Below are 17,934 nucleotides of genomic sequence, written 5' to 3'. Positions count from 1 at the left end.
CTATGACAAATATGACAAAAAGCCAATAGCGCCGCCGCGCTTATTGCTGCGGCAACGCCAACACTTTCTGTGCATACGTCAACGCCTGCCGGATCACTTCTTCGATCGACATGCTGGTAGAATCCAGCACGAGGGCGTCAGAAGCGGGCACCAGAGGCGCGATAGGCCGATTACGGTCACGGTCGTCCCGTTCCTTTATCTCGGCTAAAAGACGTTCAAAGTTAACATTAAAGCCCTTCTCCTGCAACTGCAGCATGCGGCGATGCGCGCGCTCCTCCGAGCTGGCGTCGAGGAAAATCTTGACCGGCGCGTCCGGAAACACCACCGTGCCCATGTCGCGGCCATCGGCAATCAGGCCGGGCGCCTCGCGGAATGCGCGCTGGCGGCGCAGCAGCGCCTCGCGCACGCGCGGAAACGCCGCCGCTTGCGACGCGGTGTTGCCGACGGTTTCGGTGCGGATCTCATTGCTGACGTCCTCACCTTCCAAAATCACCTGCAGCTTGCCGTCCTGGGCAACGAAGCGAACATCGAGATGTGCGGCCAGCGGAACCAGCGCTTCCTCAGAAGTGATATCCACCTGATGATGCAACGCTGCCAGCGCCAGCACGCGATAGATCGCGCCGGAGTCCAGCAAACGCCAACCCAGAGACTCGGCCAACGCTTTACACAGCGTGCCTTTGCCTGCGCCACTTGGTCCATCAACGGTTATCACCGGGGCTGTAGCCGTCATTTCTCTCTCCTTCAGGTAGAAAACCTCACAGAGACACGGCGTGCTTCGACTCGAAGCCCGTGCGCTCTGTCACCTGCCCAATCAGGGGCAAATACGGTGGCGTATTATACGCTGCCCTACGGCGATCTGTTACCCTGGAACTGTCCGGTTGTTGAAAATAAGCGCACAACCGCGAAAAAGTATAGAAGAAATGCCGGCCGCCAAAGGTTAAAAACGATAAAGGCCCACAAAGGGGCCTTAAAATAAACGATTTGACGGGTTACGCCGGCTGGCTGATGCGGGCCAACTGTTCGAAATAGTCCGGGAAGGTTTTCGCGGTGCATTTCGGATCGAGAATGGTAACCGGCGTATCCGACAGCGCCACCAGCGAGAAACACATCGCCATGCGGTGATCGTTGTAGGTGCCGATCTCGGCGAACTGCAGTTTGGCCGGCGGCACGACGTGAATGTAGTCTTCCCCTTCGTCCACTTCCGCCCCCACTTTACGCAGCTCGGTGGCCATCGCCGCCAAACGGTCGGTCTCCTTCACCCGCCAGTTGTAGATATTGCGGATGGTGGTCGGCCCCTCGGCGAACAGCGCCGCGGTGGCGATGGTCATCGCCGCGTCCGGAATGTGGTTCATGTCCATGTCGATGCCGCGCAGTTCACCGCGGCTGCACTCGATGAAATCGTCGCCCCAGGTAATGCGCGCGCCCATTTTCTCCAGCACGTCGGCAAACCTGGTGTCGCCCTGCACGCTTTTGCGGCCGATGCCGGTCACGCGCACGGTGCCGCCCTTGATAGCCGCCGCCGCCAGGAAGTAAGAAGCGGAAGACGCGTCGCCCTCAACCAGGTAATCGCCCGGCGCGATATACGTCTGGCGCCCCTGGATATGGAACACCCGATAGTTGTCGTGGCTCACCGATACGCCGAAAGTGCGCATCAGATGCAGCGTGATGTCGATGTACGGCTTGGAAACCAGCTCGCCCTTGATGTGGATCTGCGTATCCTGCGGCGCTAGCGGCGCAGTCATCAGCAACGCGGTCAGGAACTGGCTGGAGACGCTGCCGTCAACGGTGACGTCGCCGCCCTGGAAGCCGCCGCGCAGGCGGATCGGCGGGTAATCGGTCTGCTCGAGGTAATCAATCTGCGCCCCGCCCTGGCGCAACGCGTCCACCAGATGGCCGATCGGGCGCTCTTTCATGCGCGGTTCGCCGGTCAGCACCACGTCGCCTTCGCCGAGGCACAGCGCCGCCGCCAATGGGCGCATCGCCGTCCCGGCATTGCCGAGGAACAGTTCCAGCGGCCGTTCGGCCACCAGCGGGCCGGCCACGCCGGTCACTTCGCACAGGGTGCGATCGGCGGAAAGCTGGTAGTTCACGCCCAACGCCTGCAGCGCGTTCAGCATATGACGCACGTCGTCGCTGTCCAGCAGGTTGGTCAGCCGGGTCGTGCCTTTCGCCAGCGCCGCCAGCAGCAGAGCGCGGTTAGAAACGCTCTTCGAGCCGGGTAAGTTGACGGTGCCATTGACCAGGGCGACCGGTTGTAACGTCAGGGAATCCACCATGTGAACAAAACTCTCCAATTCTGATAAACGAAACGGCTCCGGAATAATGCCGGAGCCGCTTTAATGCAAAAGGACAACAGCCTGAGGCAGCCAGCGCCTGGCGGGCTGACGGAATCAACCGTGACGACGTTCGAAGTCGGCCATGAAATCGGTCAGCGCCTGCACGCCGGCCAGCGGCATGGCATTGTAAATAGAAGCGCGCATGCCGCCAACTACCCGGTGGCCTTTCAGCGCCTGCAGGCCGATGGCCTCGGCTTCGCTGAGGAACACCTTGTCCAGCGCCGCATCGGCCAGTTGGAACGGCACGTTCATCCACGAACGGTTGGCGATCGCCACCTGGCTGCGGTAGAAGTCGGATTTATCGATGGTCGCGTACAGCAGCTCGGCCTTGGCCTGATTGCGTTTTTGCATCTCCACCAGGCCGCCCTGCTCTTTCAGCCATTTGAACACCAGCCCGGAGAGGTACCAGGCGAAGGTCGGCGGGGTGTTGAACATCGAGTCGTTCTCGGCCAGCACGGTGTAATCGAGGATCGACGGCACTTCTTTGCGCGCCTTGCCCAAAAGATCGTCGCGCACGATCACCAGCGTCAGGCCAGCCGGGCCGATGTTTTTCTGCGCGCCGGCGTAAATCACGCCGAAGCGGCTGACGTCGAGCGGGCGGGACAGGATGGTCGAGGAGTAATCGCCGATCACCACCTTGTCGCCGAAGTCCGGCGTTTCATCGATGGCCACGCCGTCGATGGTCTCATTCGGGCAATAGTGCACGTAAGCCGCGTCGTCGCTGAGCTGCCACTCTTTCATCGGCTTGATGCCGCTCAGGCCGTCGATGCGGGTTTTCACGTCGATGACGTTCGGGGCGCAATACTTTTCCGCTTCCTTGATGGCGCTGTGCGCCCAATAGCCGCCGTCGATATAGTCGGCGGTGGCCTTGTCGCCCAGCAGGTTCAGCGGCAGCGCCGCGAACTGCGCGCGGGCGCCGCCGTGGCAAAACAGCACTTTATAGTTGGAGGGGACTTTCAGCAGATCGCGCAGATCCTGTTCCGCCTGCTCGGCAACGGCGATGAATTCTTTGCTGCGGTGACTGATCTCCATCACTGACGTGCCCAGCCCATGCCAGTTGCACAGTTCCTGTTCCGCACGACGCAACACTTCCACCGGCAGCATCGCCGGGCCAGAGCTAAAATTATAAACCTGAGTCATTTCCCCTCACCACATTCACTGTTCGCCGCAGAAAAGCGACCTGTCGAAAAGACGCCCGAAGTTAACGCTCGCGTTAACCAACCCATCGGTTTTATCACTCACGCCCCATGGCTGCAACGCTTATTCGCCCGTCGGCGGCAAACGGCCGCGCCGGGTGATGACAGGCTCTGCGGCCGTCGCGATTGTTTGGACGATAAAACCCTGTGACATGGGGAAATTCAGCGGGTTAACGCGGTGTTTTATGCTGTATTCAGCCAAGATGGCTGCGAGAGCCCGGCCGGCCCCCGCAGGAGAGAAAACGATCAGTACTGATTGAACATCTGCTGGATCTGCTTCGCGTCTTTGGCTTGCGTCAGCGCCAGCTGCAGCAGTATGCGCGCTTTTTGCGGATTCAGCGTGCCGGCGGCCACAAAGCCGTACTTGGCGTCGTCCACTTCCGCATCTTCGGTGGTGGCGCCGGTCGGCACGCGCGATGAGCGCACCACCGCCACACCATTGTGCGCCGCCGTCGCCAGGGTGTCGAACACGGTTTTATACAGGTTGCCGTTGCCGACCCCGGCGCTGACGATGCCCTGGTAGCCTTCGGCGATCAGCGCCTTGGCCGGCGCATCGGAGGCGTTGGCATAGTTGTAGATGATGCCGACCTTCGGCAATTCGTTCAGCTTGCTGACGTCGAACGGCGTATCCCGGGTATGCTTACGCTGCGGCGAGCGCTGGTAATCGATCTTGCCGTTGTGGATATACCCCAGCGGGCCGTAGTTCGGCGACTGGAAGGTCTGCACGGCGGTGGTGTTGATCTTGGTGACGTCGCGCGCGTCCAGCACGGTGTCGTTCATCGCCACCAGCACCCCGCGGTTGGCCGATTGCGGATCCGCCGCCGTCACCACCGCGTTGTACAGATTGAACGGGCCGTCGGCGCTCATCGCCGTCGCCGGCCGCATCGCCCCTACCAGCACCACCGGCTTGTCGCATTTCACCGTCAAATCGAGGAAATAGGCCGTCTCCTCCAGCGTATCGGTGCCGTGGGTGATGACGAAGCCGTCGGTCTTGCCGCAGTCGGCGTCAATTTTCTTCGCCAGCGTCAGCCAGACCTGATCGTTCATGTCCTGCGAACCGATGTTCACCACCTGCTCCCCCTGCACGTTGGCGACGTTCTTCAGCTCCGGCACCGCATCGACCAGCGCCTCGACGCCCAGCTTGCCCGCGGTATAGTTGGATTTCGTCGCCGACTCACCGCCGCCGGCGATAGTGCCGCCGGTCGCCAGCAGGGTGATGTTGGGCAGCGCCAGCGCCGAGGCGCTGAAACCGGTCAACAAGAGGGTTAACGCGCTGAGTTTCACTGATTTCATTAGATTTCTCCGTGACAGATAACTCGCTGAATTATGGCCCCTATCCTTAAAAAAACTGTGACTTTGCCGCCGCTTTAGGAATGACGCAAAACCCCGTATCTGCGCCGTGAGGCGGGCAGCAGGCTATTTGAGGCGGGGTTTAGCATTGAGAAGGTGTCGCCCAGGCCACCGGCCATCGCAACTTGAATCTGCTTTGGCAGGTATACACTGAGTTCTACCCTCAATCGCTGAATGAGAAATTGTAGAGCGGATTGATTTAATTGCTATACGTTAGTGAACCAGAACACACAAAAATATTATCAATCTAAAAATCGAATTGCAGGCATTGAAAAATGCCTGCATAACGATTGATATTTAACAACCGCTAGAGCTGGAGAAATAGGTCATATTAAAATTACACCACCCCATGGCTTGCACATCTGCAACAGAAAAACTACCGCTAGCGCCTAAGTCAGAATTAAAGTTAGCATTGTAAGACCCGATACCAACATCTATATTTGGAGCCGTTTGATAGCCGTTCTGAATTCCATTGTAAATTTCTCCGGCCGCATACCCGCCGAGGGCCCCAGCGTAGGGATTACCGCCACCGAGCCAAGTACCGGCGACAGTGCCGGCCAGTTGAGCTATTTGTTCACCGCCCGCACCTGTAACTAGATTAATTTCACTCAAATTAAGTTCTTTCATCTTTACGTTCCTGTAAATTTAAGTTAAACAATGAAAAAACAAAGCCCACAATAAAACAAATACCAAAAATCACGATAAAGAAATAACTTCCATCATGAATACTTTCACTAATATAATTTACAATACTGAATATTGAAAAAATATATAACGAATTTCTTAACCATCGTTTATAAAAAGCACTATCTAATGAAAATTTCATTTTATACCTCTATAACTGTCATCTCTCCCCTAACCATGATAATTAATGAGAAAACTAAAAATGCAAATCATTTAATCTGTATTTCCCATTCGCCCATGACTAAATCTATATTTATGGTTCTGAGAGAGCGGCAGTTTTACAACCCAGGCAAATGAGTTTGATTATCATTCTCATTTTTTCAGTGAATGTCAAGAGCTTTTAACCTATGGATTCATGGTGTCACGCCACCAAGACGATGCGCAGCCTCTCGCTTGATGTTTCTGCATCTCGTTGCGGTGAGGTCGGTTCAAAAAACAGAAGGATAGCCATATAAATCATTTATATATAAATATTGAACCGACTGAACCGACTGAACCTACCCTTTTTTCTCTCACGTGTGAGAAGATATCCCTCAAGGTTGAGGTAACCCTCAGGGTAACGCCATCTTCATGGCAGGCTGTTTTGGTGTTCAGTTCAGCCCCGCCACGTACCCCGCGTTTTGCTGCAAGAATGAGAAAACGTCAAAAAACACCGGAACAATATACAGCCGAATTTTCAAGCAACAATTTGAAAATTAAAGGTAAAACAAAAACACCTGTCAACATGAAAACATGAAATGAAGACAATGACGCAAACTTTTATCCCCGGTAAAGACGCCGCCCTGGAAGACTCCATCGCCCGTTTCCAGCAGAAACTGAGCGATCTCGGTTTCAACATCGAAGAAGCCTCCTGGCTGAACCCGGTGCCGCACGTGTGGTCGGTGCACATTCGCGATCGCGATTGCCCGCTGTGCTTCACCAACGGCAAAGGCGCCAGCAAAAAAGCCGCGCTGGCCTCCGCGCTGGGTGAATATTTCGAGCGCCTGTCCACCAACTACTTCTTCGCCGATTTCTATCTGGGCAAGCGGATCGCCGAAGGCGACTTCGTGCACTACCCGAATGAGAAATGGTTCCCGATCCCTGAAGACGACGCGCTGCCGGCCGGCATCCTCGACGAACGCCTGCACGCCTTCTACGATCCGCAGCAAGAGCTGAGCGCCAGCGATCTGGTCGATCTGCAATCCGGCAACGCCGATCGCGGCGTGTGCGCGCTGCCGTTTACCCGTCAGTCCGACCAGCAAACCGTGTACATCCCGATGAACATCATCGGCAACCTGTATGTTTCCAACGGCATGTCCGCCGGCAACACCGCCAACGAAGCGCGCGTGCAGGGCCTGTCGGAAGTGTTCGAGCGCTATGTGAAAAACCGCATCATCGCCGAATCCATCAGCCTGCCGGCGATCCCGGACGAAGTGCTGAACCGCTACCCGGGCGTGGTGGAAGCCATCGCCAAACTGGAAGAGGAAGGTTTCCCGATCCTCTCCTATGACGCCTCGCTGGGCGGCAACTACCCGGTGATCTGCGTGGTGCTGTTCAACCCGACCAACGGCACCTGCTTCGCCTCGTTCGGCGCGCACCCGGACTTCGGCGTGGCGCTTGAGCGCACGGTGACCGAACTGCTGCAGGGCCGCAGCCTGAAAGATCTCGACGTGTTCACCGCGCCGACCTTCGATGACGAAGAAGTGGCGGAACACACCAACCTGGAAACGCACTTCATCGACTCCAGCGGCCTGATCTCCTGGGATCTGTTCAAACAGGACGCGGATTACCCGTTCGTTGACTGGAACTTCAGCGGCAGCACGCAGGAAGAGTTCGCCACCCTGATGAGCATCTTCGACAAGGAAGACGCGGAAGTGTACATCGCCGACTACGAGCACCTGGGCGTCTACGCTTGCCGCATCATCGTGCCGGGCATGTCCGACATTTATCCGGCGGAAGACCTGCTGCTGGCCAACAACAGCATGGGCGCGCACCTGCGCGACACGCTGCTGGCGCTGCCGGGCAGCGAGTGGGAACCGGAAGAGTACCTGGCGCTGATCGAGCAGTTGGACGACGAAGGGCTGGACGATTTCACCCGCGTACGCGAACTGCTGGGCATTGCCAGCGGCAAAGACAACGCCTGGCATACCCTGCGCGTGGGCGAGCTGAAGGCGATGCTGGCGCTGGCGGGCGGCGATCTGGATCAGGCGCTGATCTGGACCGAATGGACGCAGGATTTCAACGCCTCGGTGCTGAGCCCGGCGCGCAGCAACTACTACCGCTGCCTGCAAACGCTGCTGCTGCTGGCGCAGGAGCCTGAACGCGAAGCGGCGCAATACTATACCGCGTTCGTGAAGATGTATGGTCAGGAAGCGGTCGACGCCGCCTCCGCCGCCATCAGCGGTGAAGAACGCTTCAACGGACTGTTCGCCGTCGATGCCGATCTGAAGGCGCTGCCGGCCCATCAGGCGCTGCTGGCGGCCTACGAGAAGCTGCAGGCGGCCAAACGCGGCCACTGGGCCAAAGCCTAAGCGTCATCAGAGGTACTGCCACTTTGGGAGTACCCCTGCTGCCAAACGCCGCACGCCGTTGCGGCGTTTTCATTTTTGCGGTTTATTTCAACGCATGCGGTTTTATTTTTTCGCCGGAAAATAGGCGGTTAAACGACCATAAAAATAAATAAACCGTCAATTGTTGCCGGACGGTGAAATAATAATTAACCGATAATTAAACTTTCAGCGCTGCGCGGCGACAAAACGCCTAAAAATTTAACTTTAGCGCCTGCGGCCCACCCTGCACATTCAAAAAAATTTGCAAACATTAAAAAATTGTTTTATCTTAAAAATCAATAAATTAACCACAAAAACCACACAAAAAACACGTCATTTTGCCGCTCTACTTCCCCGCCTTATGATCCAAATCAAATTTTCCCCTATACTGCTTTGCTAGTATCTCATTGCGTTGTTTTAACCCTTAAGAGCGAGAGTTAGTTTGAAAACTGACAGCCCCTTCGATCTGATTTTACCTGCGGCAACGGCGAAAATCGCTGAAGATGCCGGCGTGTATAAAGCCACCAAACATCCGCTGAAAACGTTTTATTTGGCGATCACCGCCGGTGTCTTCATTTCCATCGCCTTCGTCTTCTACATCACGGCGACCACCGGCACCGCCGGCGTGCCTTTCGGGCTGGCGAAACTGGTCGGCGGCATCTGCTTCTCTCTCGGGTTAATGCTGGTGGTGGTGTCGGGCGCCGACCTGTTCACCTCTACCGTGCTCATCGTCATCGCCAAGGCCAGCGGCCGCATCAGCTGGGGCCAGCTGGGCGCCAACTGGCTGAACGTTTATCTCGGCAATCTGGTCGGCGCGCTGTTCTTCGTGGCGCTGATCTGGTTCTCCGGCGAGTATATGGTCGCCAACGGCCAGTGGGGGCTGAATGTCCTGCAAACCGCAGACCACAAGCTGCATCACACCTTTATCGAAGCCGTGTGCCTCGGCATTCTGGCTAACCTGATGGTCTGCCTGGCGGTCTGGATGAGCTACTCCGGCCGCACCCTGACCGACAAGATGCTCGCCATGGTGCTGCCGGTCGGGATGTTTGTCGCCAGCGGCTTCGAGCACAGCATCGCCAACATGTTTATGATCCCTATGGGCATCGTGGTCAAACACTTCGCCACGCCGGAATTCTGGCAAGCCGTAGGGGCGGTACCTGAGCAATTCGCTCATCTGACAGTAAGCAACTTCATCATCGACAACCTGATTCCGGTCACCATCGGCAACATCATCGGTGGCGGTCTGCTGGTTGGGTTGACTTACTGGGTAATTTATCTGCGCGGGGGTCGCGAACAGCACTAAGCTGTGAGTTACCGCGCGCAGAGTTAGAAATCCACAATCAAAGGTAGGTGTACAATGACCGAACTTAACGAGAAATTAGCCAACGCTTGGGAAGGTTTCAGCAAGGGTGACTGGCAGAATGAAGTCAACGTTCGTGACTTCATCCAGAAAAACTACACGCCTTATGAAGGTGACGAGTCCTTCCTGGCTGGGGCAACTCAGGCCACCACCACCTTGTGGGACAAGGTTATGGAAGGGATCAAACTGGAAAACCGCACTCACGCGCCGGTTGATTTCGACACCAACGTTGCTTCAACCATCGTTTCTCACGACGCGGGTTACATCGCCAAAGAGCTGGAAACCATCGTAGGTCTGCAGACCGACGCCCCTCTGAAACGCGCGCTGATCCCGTTCGGCGGCATCAAAATGGTCGAAGGTTCGTGCAAAGTGTACGGCCGCGAGCTGGATCCGCAGCTGAAAAAAGTGTTCACCGAATACCGTAAAACCCACAACCAGGGCGTATTCGACGTTTACACCAAAGACATCCTGAACTGCCGTAAATCCGGCGTGCTGACCGGCCTGCCGGACGCCTACGGCCGCGGCCGCATCATCGGCGACTACCGCCGCGTGGCGCTGTACGGTATCGACTTCCTGATGGCCGACAAGCTGAACCAGTTCAAATCGTTGCAGGAAAAACTGGAAAACGGCGAAGATCTGGAAATGACCATCCAGCTGCGCGAAGAGATCGCTGAACAGCACCGCGCTCTGGCTCAGATCAAAGAGATGGCCGCCAAATACGGCTACGACATCTCCGGCCCGGCCACCAGCGCGCAAGAAGCGGTGCAGTGGACCTACTTCGGCTACCTGGCCGCGGTGAAATCCCAGAACGGCGCAGCCATGTCCTTCGGCCGCGTGTCCACCTTCCTCGACGTGTTCATCGAGCGCGACATCAAGGCGGGCAAACTGACCGAAGAACAAGCGCAGGAACTGATCGACCACCTGGTGATGAAACTGCGTATGGTGCGCTTCCTGCGTACCCCTGAGTACGATGAGCTGTTCTCCGGCGACCCAATCTGGGCAACGGAATCCCTGGCCGGTATGGGCGTCGACGGCCGCACCCTGGTCACCAAAAACAGCTTCCGCTTCCTGAACACCCTGTACACCATGGGGCCGTCTCCGGAGCCGAACATGACCATCCTGTGGTCTGAGAAGCTGCCGCTGAACTTCAAGAAATTCGCGGCGAAAGTGTCCATCGACACCTCTTCCGTTCAGTACGAAAACGACGACCTGATGCGCCCTGACTTCAACAACGATGACTACGCCATCGCTTGCTGCGTCAGCCCGATGATCGTCGGCAAACAAATGCAGTTCTTCGGCGCCCGCGCCAACCTGGCGAAAACCATGCTGTACGCCATCAACGGCGGCGTTGACGAAAAACTGAAAATGCAGGTCGGCCCTAAAGAAGCGCCGATGATGGACGAAGTGCTGGACTATGACAAAGTCATGGCCCGCATGGACCACTTTATGGATTGGCTGGCCAAGCAGTACGTGACCGCGCTGAACATCATTCACTACATGCACGACAAGTACAGCTACGAAGCTGCGCTGATGGCGCTGCATGACCGTGACGTTTATCGCACCATGGCTTGCGGCATCGCCGGTCTGTCCGTGGCGGCCGACTCCCTGTCTGCCATCAAGTACGCGAAAGTCACCACCATTCGCGACGAAGACGGCCTGGCCATCGACTTCAAAGTGGAAGGCGAGTATCCGCAGTTCGGTAACAACGACGCCCGCGTCGATGACATCGCCTGCGACCTGGTGGAACGTTTCATGAAGAAAATTCAGAAACTGCGCACCTACCGCAATGCGGTACCGACCCAGTCCGTACTGACCATCACCTCCAACGTGGTGTACGGTAAGAAAACCGGTAACACCCCGGATGGCCGCCGCGCAGGCGCACCGTTCGGCCCAGGTGCCAACCCGATGCACGGCCGCGACCAGAAAGGTGCAGTCGCCTCCCTGACCTCGGTAGCCAAACTGCCGTTTGCCTACGCGAAAGACGGGATCTCCTACACCTTCTCCATCGTGCCTAACGCGCTGGGTAAAGACGACGACGTGCGTAAAGCCAACCTGGCGGGCCTGATGGATGGTTACTTCCACCATGAAGCCTCCATCGAAGGCGGCCAGCACCTGAACGTCAACGTGATGAACCGCGAAATGCTGCTGGACGCGATGGAAAACCCTGAGAAATACCCTCAGCTGACCATCCGCGTTTCCGGTTACGCCGTGCGCTTCAACTCGCTGACCAAAGAGCAACAGCAGGACGTGATTACTCGTACCTTCACTCAAACGATGTAATACGCCGGCCGGGCGGGAAACCGCTCGGCACCAACGCAGGGGCCGGTTTTGCCGGCCCTTTTCTCCCACCGCTCTCCCCTGACTCTGTACGAGTCTGTTTTGCCGGACATCTATACTGAATGGATAGCCGGCAAAACAGTTATCCGGCAACTGACCGGCCGACAGGCATCATTACCCCGGTGGCGGTTCCACCCGCTGCTGCATCGCAGATACCTGGCCGGCGGCCACGCGCCTATTTTTAGACTGCGTTTGACAGTCAATATTGGAGAAAACCCCGCAATGTCAGCAATTGGTCGCATCCACTCCTTCGAATCCTGCGGCACCGTCGATGGGCCCGGGATCCGCTTTATCGTCTTCTTCCAGGGCTGCCTGATGCGCTGCCTCTATTGCCATAACCGCGACACCTGGGACACCCACGGCGGCAAGGAAGTGACCGTCGAAGAGCTGATGAAAGACGCGGTGGCCTACCGCCACTTCATGAACGCCTCCGGCGGCGGCGTGACCGCGTCCGGCGGCGAGGCGATCCTGCAGGCTGAATTCGTGCGCGACTGGTTCCGCGCCTGCCACGCCGAAGGCATCAATACCTGCCTGGACACCAATGGTTTTGTGCGCCGCTACGATCCGGTGATCGACGAGCTGCTGGACACCACCGATCTGGTGATGCTGGATCTGAAACAGATGAACGACGAGATCCACCAGAACCTGGTCGGCGTCTCCAATCACCGCACGCTGGAATTCGCCCGCTACCTGGCGAAACGCAACCAGCGCACCTGGATCCGCTACGTGGTGGTGCCGGGCTGGTCAGACGACGATAAGTCGGCGCACCTGCTGGGCGAGTTCACCAAAGACATGACCAACATCGAGAAAATCGAGCTGCTGCCTTACCACGAGCTGGGCAAGCACAAATGGATAGCGATGGGGGAAGAGTACAAGCTGGACGGCGTGCACCCGCCGAAAGCCGAGACCATGGATCGCGTCAAAGGCATCCTGGAAAGCTACGGCCACAAAGTGATTTACTGATTGGCGCACGCCAAAAGAAAAAACCGGCTCATGGCCGGTTTTTTCATGCTCAGGCGGCGGCGAACGGCGTGTGATGGTGATCCGGCTTCTGTTTCTTCAGCAGCATCAGCAGGTAAACCAGCGCCACGGCGGCGATCATCACGAACAGCACGCGGTCGGAATAGTTTTGCATCAGCAACGCCGTCATCGACGGCCCCAGCAGGCTGCCGATGGTGTAACTCATCAACAGCGCCTGGTTCATCGCCACCAACTCGTGCGGCAGCGCCTTCTCGCAGGCCCAGGACATCGCCACCGGATACAGGGTAAAGCCGGCGCAGCCGAGGATGAACAGCGAAGGCGCCATGGCGTAGTTGCCGAGCATCGCCACGCTGGCGAGGATCACCACGAACACCTGAATGCGCAGCACCAACAGGCGCCCGTAACGATCGGCCAGGCGCCCGACCGGCCATTGGCCGACGATGCCGGAGCTGACCAGCAGCGCCATCCAGTAACCGACGTTGGCGTCGCTCATGCCCTGATGGGAGAGGTACAACGGCATCAGGCCGTACAGCGAACCGAGCACGATGCCGGAAATGATGCAACCGTTGATGCCGAGGCGCGCGCTGCGGCGTCTCAGCATGGTCCATACCGCCGCCTGCTGCGGCTCGTCTTCATGGCGGTTGACCCGCGCGAACAGCATCGGCAGCATGGCGCTGATCACAATGGCGGTCACCCACGGCACCACGTGCAACAATTCGGTCGAGGTCATGCTCAACAGCAATTGGCCGGTCACCGTACCAAGGTAATAAACGATCATATAGGCCGCCAGCAGCTGGCCGCGGTTGCTCAGGTTGCCGCTGCGCAACAGCGCGCTCTCCACGATCACCCAGATCCAGGCGCAACCGACGCCGGCGAAGAAGCGCCAGCCCAGCCAGCTCCAAAAATCGATCGACAGCACCATGCCGGCAGTCGCAGCGGCGAACACCAGACAAGAAAGATGATAGCTGCGGGTAAAACCGACGCGCTGGATCAGTTTGCCCGCCACCAGCGTGCCCAACAGGTTGCCGCTGAAGTAAGAAGAGCTGACCATTCCCACCTGCCAAGTCGACAGCTGAGCATGGGTTAACCAAAGGGGCACTAACGTATTCAAAACGGCAATGGATACCGTGAGCAGCAAAAGACCGCAGAGCAATAAGAGCACTGGGCGGGAGTATGCGGACATAGTGAAATTGTGACCGAACGCGCAATGAGAGTGCGCGCATCATGCCACTGGCGATAAAAAAGTCAATCGCCTCTTATCATTGCACCGCACGATTTGTTTCCGGCTAACCGGCTGAAAAAGCGCTATGCTCAGCGCAGAGCGAATTTAACGACAAAGAGGCAAAATGAGTCAGGCAAATGATGCGGCGGTAGAGGCCCTGCTGGCGGACATCGGCAGCACGCACGGCGAACTGCTGGAGATCGTACAGCAGGTGCGCCGGATAGCTGCGGCGAGCGGCAACGGCGTCACCGAGTCGGTCAAATACGGCGGCATCATGTTCTCGCATAGCCAATTTTTCTGCGGCGTTTTCGCCTACCGCCACCACGTCACGGTGGAATTCGGCCACGGCTACCGGCTGGCAGACAGCCATCACCAGCTCGAAGGCAGCGGCCAGTATCGGCGGCACATCAAGCTCCACTCGCCCGCCGAGGTGAAGAGCAAGCATCTGGCGGACTACCTTCAACAGGCTTATACGCTGGCGCCAGACTGAATTCTCGACATAAAAAAAGCGCCCGCAGGCGCTTTTTTTGTGGTTTGCCGTTTAGCCGATATATTCCAGGCCGCCCATATAAGGACGCAGCACTTCAGGCACCTGAATGCGGCCGTCGGCCTGCTGGTAGTTTTCCAGCACCGCCACCAGCGTACGACCAACCGCCAGGCCGGAGCCGTTCAGGGTGTGAACCAGACGCGGTTTCTTGTCGGCTTTGCTGCGGCAGCGCGCCTGCATGCGACGCGCCTGGAAGTCCCACATGTTGGAGCAGGACGAGATCTCGCGGTAGGTATCCTGCGCCGGCAGCCACACTTCCAGATCGTAAGTTTTGCACGCGCCGAAGCCCATGTCGCCGGTGCACAGCAGCACCTTGCGGTAAGGCAGGTTCAGCAGCTGCAGCACTTTTTCCGCGTGGCCGGTCAGCTCTTCCAGGGCATCCATCGAATCTTCCGGACGAACGATCTGCACCATCTCGACCTTGTCGAACTGGTGCATGCGGATCAAACCGCGGGTGTCGCGGCCGTAAGAACCGGCTTCCGCGCGGAAGCATGGCGTGTGTGCGGTCATTTTCAGCGGCAGAGTTTCCTCTTCCACGATCTCGTCGCGCACCAGGTTGGTCAGCGGCACTTCCGCCGTTGGGATCAGCGCGTAGTTGCTGCTGTCGGCTTCTTCTTCCAGCGGACGGGTATGGAACAGGTCTTCGCCGAACTTCGGCAGCTGGCCGGTACCGTACAGCGTGGCGTGGTTAACCAGGTAAGGCACGTAGGCCTCCAGGTAGCCGTGCTGCTCGGTGTGCAGATCCAGCATGAACTGGGACAGCGCGCGGTGCATGCGGGCGATTTGCCCTTTCATCACCACGAAGCGCGAACCGGTCAGCTTAACCGCGGCGGCAAAATCCAGCCCGCCGGCCATTTCGCCCAGGTCGACGTGATCGCGCACCGCGAAGTCGTACTGGCGCGGTTCGCCCCAGCGAGCAACTTCCAGGTTTTCGCTGTCGTCTTTACCATCCGGCACGGCGTCGTCCGGCAGGTTAGGCAGCGTCAGGGCGTAATCGCGGATCTCGCTCTGCAACGCATCCAGCGCCGCCTTGGCGGCATCCAGCTTGTCACCCAGCTCGTTCACTTCGCGACGCAGCGGCTCGATGTCTTCCCCACGCGCTTTGGCCGCGCCGATGGATTTCGATCGGGAGTTGCGTTCCGCTTGCAGCGTTTCAGTTTCTACCTGCAGAACTTTGCGACGTTCTTCCTGCGAACGCAGCAGATCCAGATCGAGTTTAAAGCCTCGGCGAGCCAGTTTGACGGCGACTGCGTCTAGCTCATTACGCAGCAGATTGGGATCGAGCATGCTAATCCTGTGCTTGTTGTTATTGAAAGAAGTGTTGTTGTTCTATGCGGCTGATTTATAGCCGCATAAAAGAAGAGTGATACCCGCTAACCTTACCGCAACGGCCTCGCTAGCGGTAGCGTTTTGTCGGGCTATTTTGATCCTGCTCAGCCAGCCATGCCAACTTTTCGCCGATTTTTCCTTCCAGCCCGCGCGAGGTCGGTTGATAGTAGCGCGTATGGGCCATTTCGGGCGGGAAATAGTTCTCGCCGGCGGCGTAGGCGTTGGGTTCGTCGTGGGCGTAGCGGTACTCCGCCCCCAGCCCCATTTCCTTCATCAGCTTGGTCGGCGCGTTGCGCAGGTGCTCCGGCACGTCATAATCGGCCTGCTCTTTGGCGTCGCGCATGGCGGCCTTGAACGCGGTGTAGACCGCATTGCTCTTCGGCGCGCAGGCCAGGTAGACGATCGCCTGCGCGATGGCGCGCTCGCCCTCCGCCGGCCCCACGCGGGTGAAGCAATCCCAGGCGGCGATCGCCACCTGCATGCCGCGCGGATCGGCGTTGCCCACGTCTTCAGAGGCAATCGCCAACAGACGGCGCGCCACGTAGAGCGGATCGCCGCCGGCGGTAATGATGCGCGCATACCAATACAGCGCGGCGTCCGGCGCCGAGCCGCGCACCGATTTATGCAGCGCGGAAATCAGATCGTAATAACGGTCGCCCTTATTGTCGAAGCGCGCGCTGCGCTCGCCCGACACCTCTTTCAGCAGCTCCGGCGTCAGCACCCGCACGCCTTTGGCGTCCAACTCCGCCATGTCGGCCATCATTTCCAGGCTGTTCAGCGCCCGGCGCGCGTCGCCGCCCACCAGCTCCGACAGCAGGCGGCGCGTTTCCGCCGGCAGCTCGATATTCTGGCCGCCAAAGCCGCGCGCCTTGTCGCCCATCGCCTGATCCAGCACCTGGCCGATATCTTCGGCGGTCAGCGCCTTCAGCAGGTAAACGCGGGCGCGGGACAACAGCGCCGAGTTCAGCTCGAACGACGGGTTTTCGGTGGTGGCGCCGATAAAGGTGATGGTGCCGTCTTCGATGTGCGGCAGGAAAGCGTCCTGCTGGCTCTTATTGAAGCGGTGCACTTCGTCGACGAACAGGATGGTGCGGCGGCCGGCGTCGCGATTTTGCCGCGCCCGCTCGATCGCCTCGCGGATCTCCTTGATACCGGAGGTCACGGCAGAGATCCGTTCGACATCCGCCTGGCCGTAACGGCCGATCAGTTCTGCCAGCGTCGTCTTCCCGGTGCCCGGCGGCCCCCATAAAATCATCGAGTGCAGTTGCCCGGCCTCAATGGCGCGCGGCAGCGGCTTGCCGGCGGCCAGCAGGTGCTGCTGGCCGATATACTGCGCCAGCGTGGTCGGCCGCATACGCGCGGCCAACGGCTGGAACTCGTTCTGGGAAAAATCGAGCGACAGATTATTACTCACTTGCACCTCACTGGCGCTGGTCGTCCAGCGTCACCCCCTTCGGCGGGGTAAATTTGAATTTGGCCGGATCGGCGGCGACGTTCTGCTGGCTTTTCAGCGTGTAGGAACTGCGCTGACCGTCCTGCTCCACCGCGGCGAAGCTGCGGATGGTGCCGCTGTTGGTCACGCTGATGGCGAACTGCTTCAGGTTGCCGCTGGCGGACTTCGGCGTCAGCTCGAAATCATCGCCCTTTTGCTTCACGTTGTACTGTTTCCAGTCGCTGGCATTATTGCGGGTGATCAGCATAAACGGCGTATTGCCGGTGGCGTTCTTCAGCCAGGTCGCCGTCACCTGCTCGACGAATGGGTTATAGAACCACAGGGTTTGGCCATCGGAGACCAGCACGCTCTCATCGGGTGACGTCATGTGCCAGTTGAACAGGTTCGGCCGCTTCACCCACAGCTCGCCTTCCCCCTGTTGCACCGCGGCACCGTCGGCGCTGGTCACGGTTTGCGAGAAGCTGGCGTGGAAACTGTTCACCTTCGCCAGGCGACTTTGCAGATCCTGTGCGGCGTCGGCCAGCACGGAGGTAGAAGCGAATCCCGAAAGCAGACAGCAGGCAACTAACAGTTTTTTCATTATTCCAGATACCTTATGAAATGCGTTAACC

General features: G+C 58.2%; 14 protein-coding genes and 1 pseudogene. 6 read left to right on the top strand and 9 right to left on the bottom strand.

Annotated elements, in window-relative coordinates:
- Window positions 1–40: 40 nt before the first annotated feature.
- The 4 genes from cmk to ansB all read right to left on the bottom strand — a co-directional run bounded on the left by cmk (window position 41) and on the right by ansB (window position 4,825).
- The gene (cmk, locus tag SSARUM2_RS08475; protein WP_004928270.1) at window positions 41–730 is read right to left on the bottom strand and encodes a (d)CMP kinase; all 690 of its coding nucleotides are present in this window, start codon (window positions 728–730) and stop codon (window positions 41–43) included.
- Between the two features lie 259 nt (window positions 731–989).
- Window positions 990–2,276, bottom strand: coding sequence for a 3-phosphoshikimate 1-carboxyvinyltransferase (aroA, locus tag SSARUM2_RS08470; RefSeq protein ID WP_033637854.1), 1,287 nt, complete (start codon window positions 2,274–2,276; stop codon window positions 990–992).
- A gap of 114 nt (window positions 2,277–2,390) precedes the next feature.
- The gene (serC, locus tag SSARUM2_RS08465) at window positions 2,391–3,476 is read right to left on the bottom strand and encodes a 3-phosphoserine/phosphohydroxythreonine transaminase (protein ID WP_033637853.1); all 1,086 of its coding nucleotides are present in this window, start codon (window positions 3,474–3,476) and stop codon (window positions 2,391–2,393) included.
- Between the two features lie 302 nt (window positions 3,477–3,778).
- Entirely contained in the window at window positions 3,779–4,825 is a 1,047-nt protein-coding gene (gene ansB, locus SSARUM2_RS08460; RefSeq protein WP_060438869.1) for an L-asparaginase 2, read from the bottom strand.
- Between the two features lie 99 nt (window positions 4,826–4,924).
- Between ansB and SSARUM2_RS08455 the strand changes: the two are divergent.
- Window positions 4,925–5,070: pseudogene (locus SSARUM2_RS08455) on the top strand (site-specific integrase); the annotation flags it as partial.
- Window positions 5,071–5,179: 109 nt separating this feature from the next.
- On the opposite strand, the gene SSARUM2_RS08450 reads toward SSARUM2_RS08455, so the two are convergent.
- Window positions 5,180–5,509, bottom strand: a complete 330-nt coding sequence (locus tag SSARUM2_RS08450; protein ID WP_072264986.1) for a hypothetical protein — start codon at window positions 5,507–5,509, stop codon at window positions 5,180–5,182.
- Between the two features lie 803 nt (window positions 5,510–6,312).
- Between SSARUM2_RS08450 and ycaO the strand changes: the two genes are divergently transcribed.
- The 4 genes from ycaO (at window position 6,313) to pflA (ending at window position 12,754) form a co-directional block, all read left to right on the top strand.
- The gene (ycaO, locus tag SSARUM2_RS08445) at window positions 6,313–8,076 is read left to right on the top strand and encodes a 30S ribosomal protein S12 methylthiotransferase accessory factor YcaO (RefSeq protein WP_060453032.1); all 1,764 of its coding nucleotides are present in this window, start codon (window positions 6,313–6,315) and stop codon (window positions 8,074–8,076) included.
- A 460-nt stretch (window positions 8,077–8,536) separates the two neighbouring features.
- On the top strand, window positions 8,537–9,397 hold the full coding sequence (focA, locus tag SSARUM2_RS08440; RefSeq protein WP_019454548.1) for a formate transporter FocA: 861 nt from the start codon (window positions 8,537–8,539) through the stop codon (window positions 9,395–9,397).
- A 54-nt stretch (window positions 9,398–9,451) separates the two neighbouring features.
- Window positions 9,452–11,734, top strand: a complete 2,283-nt coding sequence (pflB, locus tag SSARUM2_RS08435) for a formate C-acetyltransferase (protein ID WP_004928286.1) — start codon at window positions 9,452–9,454, stop codon at window positions 11,732–11,734.
- Between the two features lie 279 nt (window positions 11,735–12,013).
- Window positions 12,014–12,754: a pyruvate formate lyase 1-activating protein gene (pflA, locus tag SSARUM2_RS08430; RefSeq protein ID WP_033637850.1), complete on the top strand. Its 741-nt coding sequence runs from the start codon at window positions 12,014–12,016 to the stop codon at window positions 12,752–12,754.
- A gap of 49 nt (window positions 12,755–12,803) precedes the next feature.
- Here pflA and SSARUM2_RS08425 read toward each other — a convergent pair whose 3' ends face one another.
- Window positions 12,804–13,955: an MFS transporter gene (locus tag SSARUM2_RS08425; protein ID WP_033637849.1), complete on the bottom strand. Its 1,152-nt coding sequence runs from the start codon at window positions 13,953–13,955 to the stop codon at window positions 12,804–12,806.
- Window positions 13,956–14,118: 163 nt separating this feature from the next.
- On the opposite strand from SSARUM2_RS08425, the gene SSARUM2_RS08420 reads away from it, so the two are divergent.
- Window positions 14,119–14,484: a DUF1801 domain-containing protein gene (locus SSARUM2_RS08420; protein ID WP_060438871.1), complete on the top strand. Its 366-nt coding sequence runs from the start codon at window positions 14,119–14,121 to the stop codon at window positions 14,482–14,484.
- Window positions 14,485–14,535: 51 nt separating this feature from the next.
- On the opposite strand, the gene serS is transcribed toward SSARUM2_RS08420, so the two are convergent.
- The 3 genes from serS to lolA form a co-directional block, all read right to left on the bottom strand.
- Window positions 14,536–15,828 carry a serine--tRNA ligase gene (gene serS, locus SSARUM2_RS08415; RefSeq protein WP_033637847.1) on the bottom strand — a complete coding sequence of 431 codons (1,293 nt, stop codon included), beginning with the start codon at window positions 15,826–15,828 and terminating at the stop codon, window positions 14,536–14,538.
- A 109-nt stretch (window positions 15,829–15,937) separates the two neighbouring features.
- The gene (locus SSARUM2_RS08410; protein ID WP_048322053.1) at window positions 15,938–17,224 is read right to left on the bottom strand and encodes a replication-associated recombination protein A; all 1,287 of its coding nucleotides are present in this window, start codon (window positions 17,222–17,224) and stop codon (window positions 15,938–15,940) included.
- Window positions 17,225–17,291: 67 nt separating this feature from the next.
- Complete coding sequence (gene lolA / locus SSARUM2_RS08405; protein ID WP_019454555.1) at window positions 17,292–17,903, bottom strand: outer membrane lipoprotein chaperone LolA; 612 nt, start codon at window positions 17,901–17,903, stop codon at window positions 17,292–17,294.
- Window positions 17,904–17,934: the final 31 nt, after the last annotated feature.

This window comes from Serratia sp. K-E0102 (assembly GCF_029962625.1).
GTDB lineage: Bacteria > Pseudomonadota > Gammaproteobacteria > Enterobacterales > Enterobacteriaceae > Serratia > Serratia sarumanii.
This window is presented reverse-complemented; position numbering and strand designations above follow the sequence as displayed.